The 13,753-nt window shown below is 42.4% G+C and carries 10 protein-coding genes; 7 read left to right on the forward strand and 3 right to left on the reverse strand.

What is annotated here, in order from left to right; genetic code table 11:
* The first annotated feature begins 159 nt into the window (after positions 1 to 159).
* Complete coding sequence (scpC, locus tag HKX40_RS01090; protein WP_171587715.1) at positions 160 to 1,683, forward strand: succinyl-CoA:acetate CoA-transferase ScpC; 1,524 nt, start codon at positions 160 to 162, stop codon at positions 1,681 to 1,683.
* Positions 1,684 to 1,801: 118 nt separating this feature from the next.
* Here scpC and cyaY read toward each other — a convergent pair whose 3' ends face one another.
* Positions 1,802 to 2,128: an iron donor protein CyaY gene (gene cyaY, locus HKX40_RS01095; RefSeq protein WP_171587716.1), complete on the reverse strand. Its 327-nt coding sequence runs from the start codon at positions 2,126 to 2,128 to the stop codon at positions 1,802 to 1,804.
* A gap of 44 nt (positions 2,129 to 2,172) precedes the next feature.
* On the opposite strand from cyaY, the gene HKX40_RS01100 reads away from it, so the two are divergent.
* Complete coding sequence (locus HKX40_RS01100; protein ID WP_171587717.1) at positions 2,173 to 2,424, forward strand: lipoprotein; 252 nt, start codon at positions 2,173 to 2,175, stop codon at positions 2,422 to 2,424.
* 135 nt (positions 2,425 to 2,559) lie between these two features.
* Positions 2,560 to 3,840, forward strand: a complete 1,281-nt coding sequence (lysA, locus tag HKX40_RS01105; RefSeq protein ID WP_171587718.1) for a diaminopimelate decarboxylase — start codon at positions 2,560 to 2,562, stop codon at positions 3,838 to 3,840.
* A 172-nt stretch (positions 3,841 to 4,012) separates the two neighbouring features.
* On the opposite strand, the gene HKX40_RS01110 is transcribed toward lysA, so the two are convergent.
* On the reverse strand, positions 4,013 to 6,496 hold the full coding sequence (locus HKX40_RS01110) for a penicillin-binding protein 1A (RefSeq protein ID WP_171587719.1): 2,484 nt from the start codon (positions 6,494 to 6,496) through the stop codon (positions 4,013 to 4,015).
* Between the two features lie 144 nt (positions 6,497 to 6,640).
* Here HKX40_RS01110 and HKX40_RS01115 point away from each other — a divergent pair, with 144 nt between their 5' ends.
* From HKX40_RS01115 to HKX40_RS01125, 3 genes are read left to right on the forward strand one after another with little or no spacing between them, the layout of a single operon-like run.
* Entirely contained in the window at positions 6,641 to 7,180 is a 540-nt protein-coding gene (locus HKX40_RS01115) for a shikimate kinase (protein WP_246233498.1), read from the forward strand.
* An 8-nt stretch (positions 7,181 to 7,188) separates the two neighbouring features.
* Complete coding sequence (aroB, locus tag HKX40_RS01120) at positions 7,189 to 8,265, forward strand: 3-dehydroquinate synthase (protein ID WP_171587720.1); 1,077 nt, start codon at positions 7,189 to 7,191, stop codon at positions 8,263 to 8,265.
* Positions 8,266 to 9,390 (forward strand): deoxyguanosinetriphosphate triphosphohydrolase, encoded by a 1,125-nt coding sequence (locus HKX40_RS01125; protein WP_171587721.1) that lies wholly within the window; start codon positions 8,266 to 8,268, stop codon positions 9,388 to 9,390.
* Between the two features lie 45 nt (positions 9,391 to 9,435).
* Here the strand turns inward: HKX40_RS01125 and uvrA are convergent, their stop codons facing one another.
* The gene (gene uvrA, locus HKX40_RS01130) at positions 9,436 to 12,375 is read right to left on the reverse strand and encodes an excinuclease ABC subunit UvrA (protein WP_171587722.1); all 2,940 of its coding nucleotides are present in this window, start codon (positions 12,373 to 12,375) and stop codon (positions 9,436 to 9,438) included.
* Positions 12,376 to 12,476: 101 nt separating this feature from the next.
* Here uvrA and HKX40_RS01135 point away from each other — a divergent pair, with 101 nt between their 5' ends.
* Entirely contained in the window at positions 12,477 to 13,700 is a 1,224-nt protein-coding gene (locus HKX40_RS01135) for an MFS transporter (protein WP_171587723.1), read from the forward strand.
* The last annotated feature ends 53 nt before the right edge of the window (positions 13,701 to 13,753 follow it).

Raw genomic sequence — 13,753 nt, forward strand, 5'->3', positions numbered from 1 at the left:
CAAAATGAAAAATCCCCTTATAAAGACCTCACAAATAGTCACATAAATGACATTTCTCTTGTGTCTTGCCTTATAATACGGTAGAAATTTTTGTTAGAAAGAAAGTATTCTTTTTGGAGAGAATACACTTTCAGATGATGAATAATAAAAGAGGCATTTATGGCAGACAACTTTGAGTCACTTTCCCGTATTAAATGTAAAGCACTTCTTGATAAAGTGATGTCACCTGAAGAGGCAGCAGCACTTATTCCTTCTGGTGTGACTGTTGGGATGAGTGGTTTTACTGGATCGGGTTATCCAAAACGTGTCCCTGCTGCATTAGCTAAACGCATTCTTGAAGAGCATGCAAAGGGGAAACCTTTTAAAATTAATGTATGGACAGGAGCTTCTACTGCTCCAGAGCTAGATGGTGTGCTGGCAGAGGCTGATGGTATTAATATGCGTCTACCATATCAGTCAGATCCTACCTGTCGTCAAAAGATTAATTCTGGTCAAATGCACTACATGGATATTCACTTATCTCATGTGGCACAGTATGCATGGTTTGGGTTCTTGGGCAAGTTGAATATTGCGGTGATTGAGGTAGTAGGTATCCGTGAAGATGGAACCTTGATTCCTGCTGCCTCAGTTGGTAATAACAAAACATGGATTGACCAAGCAGACCAAGTGATTATTGAGGTGAACTACGCCCTAAGTGAGAAGCTAGAGGGGATGCATGATATTTACTATGGTACGGCATTACCACCGCATCGCAAACCTGTCTTGATTAATGAACCAGATGATCGTATTGGTACACCTTATTATCACTGTCCTCCAGAGAAAATTATTGCAGTTGTAGAGACATATGATAAGGATCGTGTTAATCGTTTCAGTGAACCAGATGAAGTATCTAAGAAAATTGCAACACATATCCTAAACTTCCTCAAGGAAGAAGTACGTAAGGGCGTATTACCTCCTAATTTACTACCTCTACAATCTGGTGTGGGTGATGTATCCAATGCTGTAATTTCTGGCCTTGAGCATGGCGACTTTGATAACCTTACAGCTTATACTGAGGTGATTCAAGATGGTATGTTGGGTTTGATTAAGTCAGGTAAGCTCAAGATGGTATCGGCAACCTCTTTGTCTTTGAGTCCAGAGGGCGTGGAAGAACTGAATGCCAATATTGATTTCTATCGTGAACGTATTATTCTACGTACGCAGGAAATCAGTAACCATCCTGAGGTTATCCGTCGTCTAGGCACTATTGCGATTAATGGGATGATTGAGGCTGACATTTACGGTAATGTGAACTCTACTCATATCATGGGCAGCGCTATCATGAATGGTATTGGTGGTTCAGGTGACTTTGCTCGTAATAGCTTCTTATCATTCTTTGTGCGTCCTTCCATTGCTAAGGATGGTGATGTGTCGGCTATTGTGCCAATGGTATCTCATGTAGACCATACTGAGCATGATGTGCAAATTATTGTGACTGAACAAGGTCTAGCAGATTTACGGGGATTGTCACCTCGTCAGCGAGCAGAGAAAATTATTGAAAATTGTGCTCACCCTGACTATAAAGAAAAGTTGCGAGATTATTTCACACGTGCTCAGCAGCATGGAGCTCAACATACTCCCCATATCCTGTCAGAGGCACTTAGCTGGCATGATAAGTACCTTAAAACAGGCTCAATGAAGTAGTTTTGCAGTATAGCCAGTGAAGTACTGATTAAGTCAAGGGCCTGTGCATGCTGATTTGCTGCCACTGTCGTGAAAGGGCAGTGGCTCAGGCTCTACCTTGTGGTTTTAAGATGCTTGGCTATAGGGAGAGTGTCTGCCCAGCTAATACCGAACAAACTATGCTAATTTGCTCATTGAGTGTAGGAGCATTTTCGCGGGTATTGACCCACTGTCCATCAACAAAACGATAATGAAATGCACCACTAGGGGCTGCTAACCACATTTCTTGTAAAGGTGTCTGTGCGTTGACCACAACATGGCTTTTTGCATTAAAGATTAAGGTCACCACGTAACCTTCGCGATTCACATCGACATCAACATCCAACTTTTCAAACCAGTTGTCTGCTGCTTCTTGAACATGGCGTAACACCGCATCTGCTTGGACAAGAAATTCTGTTTCTGTCATAATAAAACCCTTTGAATATGTAAATATAGGAACTGGTCAATATCATGCTGCCTAAAAAGCCTATTGTAACGCTCATTTTAGCTAGTGTGGGCATGAGCGCTTGTGGTTACAAAGCTCCTGTTTATCTGCCCACGCCAGAACAACAGCAAGAGTTAGATGCTAAAGCTGCTCGTATCAAAGCACGGCAAGAGGCAGCCAAGCAGAAACCTGCTATTACTGTTCAACAGTCTGAACAAGAAAATGCTCCATCTACTAAACAGGTCAAGCCAGAATCTTCAGAGGCTATGCAGCCTTAAGGCTTTACTGCACCCCTTAAGGATCTGTGCTAGTCATTAGTGGCATGGCATGTTATGATGTTCCAGTTAAACTTTGAGCCGAGAGATTATATCGCTTGGCTTTTATTTGTATTATTTTACCGCTCTATTTGAATTATGATGCATTTACCCACACCCGTAGGTAGCCCTTTCTTCCATTATCAAGATGGACAGTTGTTTATTGAAGGTTGTGCCGTGAGTGAGTTAGCACAACAATTTGGAACCCCCTTATATCTTTATTCCAAAGCAGCACTTACTACCTATTGGCAGGCTTATCAGGAAGTAATTGATCACTATAAAAACGTATTGGTTTGCTATGCTATTAAAGCCAACTCCAATTTGGCTATATTGAATACGTTTGCCAAGCTAGGGGCAGGCTTTGATTTAGTGTCTGGTGGAGAGCTAATGCGGGCTCTAAAGGCAGGAGCTAATCCTAGAAAAATTATTTTTTCTGGAGTGGGTAAGCAGGCGTGGGAAATTGAAGCGGCATTAAATGCAGGGATTAAATGCTTTAATGTGGAGTCTATTCCCGAATTAACAGCGATTTCCATGATTGCACAGCGACTTGGCAAAACAGCACCAATTTCTTTGCGAGTCAATCCTGATGTGGATGCCAAGACCCATCCTTATATCTCTACGGGGTTGCGTGAAAATAAATTTGGTATTGATATTAGTCTTGCTAGAGATATTTTTAAACAAGCATATAGCCTACCAAATATCGAGGTTGTGGGTGTGGATTGCCATATTGGGTCACAAATCACTGACATCTCGTCTTATGGTGATGCAGCAGACCGTCTAATCCATCTCTTAAATCAATTAAAGATCGAGGGTATAGCATTACATCATATTGATATTGGAGGGGGGCTAGGCATTCGCTATACTGATGAGATTGTTCCTGACCCTATCATTCTTGCACAGTTAGTAAAGACGAAGTTTGATGCAGCAGGATTTGGGGATTTAGAGTTGGTTATGGAACCCGGACGTTCACTTGTGGGTAACGCAGGCATATTACTTACTCAAGTTCAATTTGTTAAACCAACTGAGGCTCGTAACTTTGCGATTGTGGATGCAGCGATGAATGACCTTATTCGCCCAACGCTATACGACGCCTATCATGGGGTGTTGCCAGTACAAGTTTCTAGTGAAGCAACTGCTTTGTATGATATTGTGGGTCCTATTTGTGAAAGTGGGGACTGGTTGGCAAAACAACGAGAATTAGCGATTAAAGCAGGTGATTATCTTGCTATCGAATCGGCTGGGGCTTATGGTTTTACGATGTCCAGTCAATATAATACCCGTCCACGAGCAGCTGAGGTATTGGTTGATGGGGCTCAGGCACATCTGATTCGGGAGCGAGAGACCGTTGAGCAGCTTTATGCTTTAGAGAAGATGGTATAGACTTTTCTGGAAAAAATCTCTTGCATGACATAGGGCTAAACCCATGTCGTGCAAGAGAGCTATCCCCCAATCCCACACAAGGAATAGCCGTAGATGGCTATTACCTCATGATCCCTTTTGCTGGGGTCTTCATGTAAAGTTTGGCTTAGTGTGAGGATTAGATATTACCTCACTAAAAATTGACTTGTTGCCCACCATTCATAGATTGAATAAGATTTCCAATGGAGTCACCTGATGCAGGTTTAGCTGCACCTCCAGGCTGTCCAATAGGGATAGGTGTACCCACTGGCATATTGGGGTCAATAGAACTATTACGCAATCCAATAGAGGTAATGGCTTTACCAGGAGGGAATTCGTCAAAGTAGAAGTTATCCCCTATCTTGCTTAGCCCTTTGGGCATCTTGCCTGGAGTTGCCACAGGGATATTTTTAAGAGCTTGGGACATAAAATCAATCCAAATAGGAAGTGCTGCACCACCACCAGTTTCTCGGTCACCTAATGATGTAGGTCGGTCAAATCCCAGCCAAGTGACAGCGACTAACTTAGGTGTATAACCAGCAAACCATGCGTCTACTGCTTTGTTGGTTGTACCTGTCTTGCCTGCTAAATCTGTGCGTTTTAATGTAGCAGAAGCACGTGCAGCAGTACCAAAGCGGGCAACTCCACGGAGTAAATCATTTATCACATAGGCTGTGCGAGGATCTATTACACGGTTTTTCTCATCACCAGCACGCTGAGGATTAGTCTTCATAATAGTGATGACATTGCCATTTTGGACATTAATATCATCTACATGGTCGATTAGGTATGGATTTACACGATAGCCTCCATTGGCAAATACTGCGTAGGCTGTTGCCATCTGAAGAGGGGTTACACTACCAGTCCCTAATGCCATTGTGAGATAAGCCCCTTTGGGTGGCTGACGGCTCATATCAAAACCGAGGCGTTGAATGAAGTTGGCCGCATAGTCGGATCCTACCGTTTCAAGGACACGAATAGAGACCATATTCTTGGATTTGTATAACCCTTGACGAACTGTTTGGCTAACAGTATAGCTATTACCATAGTTCTTGGGTGTCCAAGGCTTGCTACCTGTCTTGCTCGCATCTAACACAAACGGTTGATCAGAGACAACGGTTTCAGGTGTCACACCACGCTCCAAGCTAGCAGCATAGATGAAAGGTTTGAAAGTGGATCCTGGTTGACGCCATGCTTGGGTTGCTCTATTAAAATCCCCAAAGTTGAAATCAAACCCACCCATCATAGCTTTAATTGCCCCGTCTTGAGGGTCAAGTGCCACCAATGCGGCTTGTACAATAGGTAGATTAATAATACTCCAATAAGGTTGTTTTTTGCTGTCTACTAATTGCTCAATATAGACAACTGAACCACGGCGAATTTTGCGAGTAGGACTAACATTGTCTGCTAAAGAACGTTTGGCGTTGTTAAGAGACACGCCAGTTAATTCAATTACATTGTCAATATCACGCATCACGACCACTTTGTTCTTGTCTGCTGACAATACCACAGCGGATAAAATATCATCACTATCAGGATACTTTTCATGAACCTCTTGAATAATGTCATCCATTGCTTCAGGATTGTTTTCAATATTAGCTGGTAAGTCTAGCTGCGCTGCTGGACCAGTATAAGGCTTACGTCGAGTATAGGTTAATAATCCTTCACGGACTGCACGATAAGCTGCCTGCTGATCCGCTGAATTTACAGTGGTGTAGACTTTTAGTCCACGACTATAAAGACCATTACCATATTGGGTGTACATTAGTTGGCGAGCCAATTCAGCGATATATTGGCCATTACGGGCTACTTTTTCAGAATCATCGATAGATTGACTATTTCGAACGACAAGTTTTTCAGCTATGGCTTGATCGTATTGTTCTTTTGTAATGTACTTTAACTCCAACATGCGGTTAAGTACATAGTGTTGACGTATCAAGGTGGCTTTAAGATTGGTACGTGGATTGGTTCGAGAGGGGGATTTAGGAATGCTGGCTAGTGCAGCCGCTTCTGCCAAGGTAATCTCTGATAAGGGTTTTCCAAAATATGTGCGAGCAGCAGCGGCAAATCCATAAGAACGATGCCCTAGATAAATTTGGTTCATGTATAGCTCTAGAATCTGATCCTTAGTAAGGTTATGCTCAATTTTGTAAGTGAGCAATAATTCATAGAACTTACGAGTGAATTTCTTCTCAGAGGATAAGTAGAAATTACGTGCTACTTGCATGGTGATTGTACTAGCCCCTTGCGTTTTGGCTCCAGAGACAATATTGGCAAGAGCTGCACGTGCAACACCCATCCAATCTACACCACCATGAGAGTAAAAACTATCATCTTCTGCAGCAAGAATAGCATGACGCATGACCTCGGGAATTTCTTGTAAGTGCAAAACATTACGACGTTCATCACCATATTCTGCAAGCAGTGCATTATCGGCAGTGTAAATATAAAGTGGCAAACGAGGTCTATAATCTGTCATTGCATTGAGATCAGGTAAAGATGACCATGTTAAACGAATGGACAGAATAGCAAGCATAGCCATACATACACCGATACCTGCTAAAAAAACGAGAGGCTTAAGGATAAAACGGCCAATAAATGAGCCTTGTGATTTTTTTGAAGAAGTTTTTTTAGTCATGAGTTTTTTCTTTGTCCATAAGACAACAACATCGTAACATATCAATAGCAGAACAACGAAATTTACATCATTGAGCTGATTTCATGATGAATATTCTTGTAAATGTTAATATGCCACTTAGTATAAGAGATTTTTAAGGCTTTCATGGTAGAAATAGTTAAAAAAGTTGATAACAACTCGTGTCCAATTATTGTGATTGGTATGATGGGGGCAGGTAAAACCACCATAGGGAGGGCATTAGCCCGAGAAATGGGATTAAATTTTGTTGACTTGGATCATGAAATTGTACGCCGTAGTGGAGTGGCAATCCCAACAATTTTTGATATTGAGGGTGAGGAAGGATTCCGGCGACGAGAGACACAAGCCTTGTCTGATACGATAAATCAGCCTAATATTGTTCTTGCCACCGGAGGTGGTGCTATTTTGCGCGAGGAAAATAGAGCATTATTGCGGCAAGGAATTGTAATTTATTTGAAAGCATCGGTAGATGAACTTTATGCACGTGTGGCAAAAGATGCTAATCGCCCGTTGTTACAAACAGAAAATCCTCGGGAGCGCATTGCACAATTGCTAGAAATACGACATCCAATTTATGAGATGCTAGCAGATATCACTTTAGAAACAAAAGATGGCTCTATTCCATCGGCAGTCAAAAGGTTAAAACAGGCATTGACAGAATTATAGGAGGCTACATGAGTATCGTACACGTTAATACAGAAGGTGGTCGTTATGCCATTCATATCGCTCCACGTATTCTTCAACAGCTGGCGACTTCTATCCCAGAAAATACAACCAGTATTGTGTTAATCAGCAATACCACGGTGATGCCATTATACGGTGAGATTGTTAAACGCTCTCTATCAGTGACGGCCAAACCCTTGCATGTTCTTGAGTTGCCTGATGGGGAGGCCTTTAAAAACTTGGAAACCTTAAATACGATTTACACTTTTTTACTGAGTAAAGGCGTAGATCGTAAATCCGTTATCGTTGCTCTGGGGGGCGGGGTAATTGGAGATATTAGTGGTTATGCTGCTGCAACCTATATGCGAGGTATTCGTTTTATCCAAGTACCTACGACATTATTAGCACAGGTGGACTCATCCGTGGGAGGCAAGACAGCCGTCAATCACACATTGGGTAAAAATATGATAGGGGCATTTTATCAGCCTATCGCCGTAGATATTGATGTCGATGTATTAAAAACTCTACCTGAGCGTGAAATATCAGCAGGGCTTGCTGAAGTGATTAAATATGGAATGATTTTAGATGCAGATTTTTTTGCTTGGTGTGAAGAGAATGTGCAAAAACTTCGTGCCTTAGACCCAGATGCTTTGTCCTATGCGATTCATCGCTCATGTGAACTTAAAGCTCAAGTAGTTAGTGAGGATGAAAAAGAGACTGGTCTGCGAGCAATTTTGAATCTAGGACATACCTTTGGTCATGCAATTGAGACAGCCCTTGGGTATGGCACATGGTTACATGGTGAGGCCGTTGGTTGTGGTATGGTGCAAGCGGCAGAGTTGTCTGCCCAGGTGTTGGGCTTGCCACGTGAAGATGTGGAGCGTATTCGTAACCTAGTCACTGCAATAGGTTGCCCTGTTGTGGCCCCCAATCTGGGGACGAATAAATGGATTGAGCTGATGAAGATTGATAAAAAATCCGAAGGAGGCAAGATTAAATTTGTGCTATTGCCCAAGATTGGGGAAGCTGTTGTGCGTACTGTGCCTAATGAGGATTTGGGATTGGTATTGAGTAAAACGGTGAAATAAATGATGTCATTAGCCAGTTATGCGAGTCATAGTCAAGCCACAAAAGGACGCGTACATAAAGAGGATGAAGACCCCAAGCGTAATCCCTATCAACGAGATAAAGATCGTATTATCCATTGTGGAGCATTTCGACGGTTGGAGTACAAGACACAGGTGTTTGTGAATCATGAGGGGGATTTATTCCGTACTCGTTTAACTCACAGTCTAGAAGTGGCTCAGATTGGGCGTGCTATTGCTCGAAATTTGTCGCTTAACGAGGATTTGGTAGAGGCGATAGCTTTGGCACATGATTTGGGGCATACCCCCTTTGGGCATGCAGGACAAGATGCATTAAATGCTTGTATGCAAGAGTTTGCCCCAGAGATAGGAGGTTTTGAACATAATCTGCAGAGCTTGCGTATTGTGGATGAACTGGAAGAGCGATATGCAAGCTTTAATGGGCTCAATCTTTGTTTTGAAACACGAGCAGGCATTTTAAAACATTGCTCAGCCCGGAATGCACGTTTGCTAGGAGAAGTGGCACAACGATTCTTGGATAAACAGCAGCCCAGTTTAGAGGCTCAGATTACGAATTTTGCAGACGGTATTGCTTATAACAACCATGATATTGATGATGGTATTCGCTCAGGATTATTGACCTTGGAGCAAATGCGGGAAGTGCCGATTTTTAATGAACATTACGAAAGTGTCATGTGGCTTTATCCTGATGTGCATGGACGTCGTGTAATTTCAGAGACAATTCGTCGTATGATTAATACGCTTATTGTAGATTTGACACAGACGACGATAGCAAATATTCAGAAACATGGGGTGGAGACAATACAAGATGTGCATAACGCTCCAATGTTGGTTGGTTTTTCACCTGATATTCAAGAACAAGAGGAAGAGTTAAGACGCTTTTTGATGAAGAATCTTTATCGTCATTATAAAGTGATGCGGATGTCAGGCAAAGCGACTATGATTATTCGAGATTTGTTCAAAGCGTTTCTTGATGACGCACGCTTGTTGCCATCGGATTATCAGCGTGAAGATGAAGTGGAGCAACAGCGTGCAATCGCTGACTATATTGCAGGTATGACAGATCGTTTTGCAATGCGAGAGCATAAGAATCTTTTTGCCGTCTAGTGTATAGATGTTGGCAGTGGTTATTAAGTAGCCTAATCTAGGAAATTAGCGCAGGAGAAGGGGAGCAAGATATTGCCCTGTCACGCTCTCTGGCACCTGACATATCGTCTCTGGTGTGCCTGTAGCTATAATTTTTCCTCCACCTTGTCCTCCTTCAGGACCTAAATCAACCACCCAATCTGCCGTTTTAATCACATCAAGGTTATGTTCAATAATGACGACGGTATTGCCAGCATCCACCAGTTTATTTACAACAGTTAACAGCAACTGAATATCCGCGAAATGTAAGCCAGTGGTAGGTTCATCAAGGATATATAAGGTTTTGCCAGTACTTCGTTTAGACAATTCTAGAGACAGCTTAATTCGCTGAGCTTCCCCTCCAGATAAAGTTGTAGCACTCTGACCTAAGCGAATATAACCCAATCCCACATCGACTAAAGTTTGTAAGCGACGAGCAATCGCAGGTACGGCTGAGAAATAGTCTAGGGCTTGTGTAACAGTCATATTAAGCACTTCGCTAATGTTATACCCACGATAGCGAATATCTAGCGTTTCACGGTTATATCGTTCTCCATGACAAACATCGCAAGGGACATACACATCAGGAAGAAAGTGCATTTCTACCTTAATGACACCATCTCCTTGACAGATTTCACAGCGACCACCTTTGACATTAAATGAAAAGCGGCCTGCATCATAACCTCTGGCACGTGCTTCAGGGGTACTGGCGAATAATTCACGAATAGGAGTGAATAGTCCAGTGTAAGTAGCAGGGTTACTGCGAGGAGTGCGGCCTATAGGGCTTTGGTCTACGTTAATCATCTTATCCAGAAACTCCACCCCAGTAATGCTTTCATAAGGAGCAGGTTCTGCATTACCTTTGTTTAAATCCCGCATGAGAATAGCTCCCAGAGTCTCATTCACTAGGGTCGACTTCCCAGACCCAGATACTCCCGTGATGCAGACAAGTTTGCCAAGAGGAATATCTAAATTGGCTTGTTTAAGGTTATTTCCAGTACATCCATGTAGTTTTAACCATTGCGTTTCTTCTGTTACTACACGTCGTTTGCCTGCTGTGATTTGTTTGCGTCCACTTAAATATTCGCCTGTAATAGAGGCAGGTTGTTGCGTTAAGTCCTCTGCTGTGCCTTGGGCAATAACTTGCCCCCCGTTTTCACCAGCACCAGGTCCCATATCGACTACCCAGTCCGCTGCACGAATCATATCTTCATCATGTTCGACCACAATGACGCTATTGCCTAGATTACGTAAATGTTGTAGTGTCTGAATTAAGCGATCGTTATCACGTTGATGTAATCCGATAGAAGGTTCATCCAGTACATACATAACCCCTGTTAATCCTGAGCCAATTTGAGAAGCAAGACGGATGCGTTGAGCCTCTCCTCCAGAAATCGTATCAGCACTCCTATCTAAAGACAAATAAGTCAATCCAACATTATTTAGAAAATGTAGCCGAGATTGAATTTCTCGGATAATACGTTCGGCGATTTCTTGCTTGACCCCAGTTAATTTTAACTGATCAAACCATGCCAGGCAGTCGGCTAATGACATGGCTTCAACCTCGTAAATGCCTAGGCCTTTTTTGACATCATTAGGACGAATATCATCGCCAATCATCACATTACGGGCATCTTCTTTTAGGCGTGAACCATGACAACTTGGACAAGTCACTGTTGAACGTAATTTAGCGAGCTCTTCTTTGATGTGAGGCTCCTCTGTTTCACGCCAACGTCGTTCAAGATTTGGCAAAATACCCTCAAAAGGATGCTTTCTAAATGAAGTTTGACCTTTGTCATTTAAATAAAGAAAATTTATCTCTTCATCCCCAGAACCATAAAGCAAACATTGCTGAATCTCAGACGGAAGTTGGTTAAAGGGGGTTTCTAAGTCAAAACCGTAATGAAGTGCAAGGCTATTGAGTGTGGCATGAGTAAAACGATTACGTGAGTCCCAACCCTGAATAGCCCCGCTTGCTAGACTTAAATCTGGGAAAGCAACGACACGATGTGGGTCAAATACTTGAGTTACACCAAGACCATCACAAGTTTGACATGCCCCCACGGGGTTATTAAAACTAAATAGGCGAGGCTCTAATCCACTAAGACTATAACCACATACAGGACAAGCATAGTGTGTTGAATAGGCTATCTCCTGTGCTGTATCCATATCTAGCACGAGCACACGACCGTTGCTTAATTTCACAGCAGTTTCGATACTGTCGGCCAGACGTTGTTTATTTTCTAGGCGTACTTTTAAACGGTCTATGACTACATCAATATCGTGTTTTTCATTTTTATTGAGAGTAGGGGCATAATCCAATTCAGTCATTTCCCCATCAATTCTTACACGAATAAAGCCTTGAGCTTGAAATTGGGCAAATTTATCTTCAAACGACCCCTTGTTTCCTCTAGCCACTGGGGCCAATAAACTAATACGCGTTCCCTCTGGCATGGATAGAATGGTATCCACTATTTGTGATACGCTTTGGGCTTGTAATGGCTCCCCATGGATAGGGCAATGAGGAGTGCCAATCCGTGCATATAACAAACGTAAATAGTCGTGAATTTCTGTGATAGTACCTACAGTAGATCGAGGGTTATGACCAGCAGTTTTTTGTTCAATAGCAATGGCCGGTGATAAACCCTCAATAAGATCCACATCGGGCTTGTCCATTAATTGTAAAAATTGTCTTGCATAGGCAGAAAGACTTTCTACATAACGGCGTTGCCCCTCTGCATAGAGAGTATCAAAAGCAAGGGATGACTTACCAGAACCTGATAAGCCAGTAAGCACGACAAGTTTATGGCGTGGTAAATCAACAGAAATATTCTTTAAGTTATGTGTGCGAGCACCACGGATGCGAATGGCTTCTTGTAAGGAAATGCCAGTCTCTAGGGAGCTTGTCTTGTTGGCTGATTTTTTGGCTGTTTTGATAACAGTTTTAGAGGTCGATGTAGTTGCCATAGAAATAATAAGCAAAATTCTGAATAACCTATTACTATAACTTACCTTTTAAGTAAGGTAAAATACAAAACCACTTAAGACACATTTCTAAACATTAAATTATGGTTAATTCCTCTGCTCAATCTTCAACAACACAACAACAAGCTCGTCGTATTCCATTGACATCACAAGAGCGCAAGGTAAGTACTAATCTAGCTTTGCTATTTGCTGTACGGATGTTAGGTTTGTTTTTACTTACCCCAGTTTTTGCTGAGGCTGCTAAGCAGTTATCAGGTGGGGACAATTTACAAATGGTTGGTATGGCTATCGGTGCTTATGGTCTAACACAAGCTATTATGCAGATTCCTTTTGGTATGCTATCGGATAAGTTTGGTCGCCGTCCCATCATTATTATTGGTATGTTGCTGTTTATTATTGGGGGGGTGATATGTGCTTTGGCCAATTCTGTGACTGGTGTAGCAATAGGGCGTGCAATTCAAGGGTTTGGAGCCGTATCTGCTGCAATTACTGCGTGGATTGCTGATTCTACTCGTCCAGAAGTGCGGGCACGGGCTATGGCAATGGTAGGGGGGTCAATCGGTTTATCATTTGCAGCCTCATTAGTATTATCACCTCTATTAGTAGAGTATGTGGGACTTAGCGGCTTATTTTGGGTGATTAGTTTATTAGGTTTTGTCTGTTTATTATTGGCAACATTTTTTGTGCCAGTAGTGCCTATGCACGACCAAGCAATGGCGGATGTTCCCATCACACAGGTGTTGAAAAACGATAGTTTATTACGTTTAAATGGTGGCGTATTCTGTCTGCATTTTACCTTGATGTCCTTATTTGTTGTATTGCCCTCATTATTTGTTCAGCTAGGAGGGCTAACACTGGGCGCCTTGTGGAAAGTGTATCTCCCTGTTATTGTGGTTGCTTTGGTTTTAATGGTGCCAGCTGTCTTTTATATTGAGACCCGCCAACATCATAAATCGGGTTTTGTCATAAGTCTTGGTGTATTAGTGGTATTGATGCTTGCATGGTTGGGATTAAGTCAGTCTTATTGGGGCAGTATTACTGCTTTGTTGGTATTTTTTGTATTATTTAATGTGCTTGAGGCACTTATTCCTTCTATGGTGTCGCGTGTGACTCCTCCTCAACATAAAGGCTTGGCATTAGGACTTTACAACATGTTCCAAGCCTTTGGGGTTGCTACAGGGGGGGCTGTTGGTGGGATATTGGCTCGCCATGCTTCCGTACATCTTGTATTTTTGATGGCTGCTTTGTTGCTCTTGTTATGTAGCATTGCGGCTTATCGTATGAAAGCCATCGCTTATGTGGCATAAACAATGTATGAAGGCAAATTCTTATATTGCCTAAAAGTTTTAGGGAGAACCCT

It is taken from the genome of Pelistega europaea (genome assembly GCF_013133775.1).
GTDB lineage: Bacteria > Pseudomonadota > Gammaproteobacteria > Burkholderiales > Burkholderiaceae_B > Taylorella > Taylorella europaea.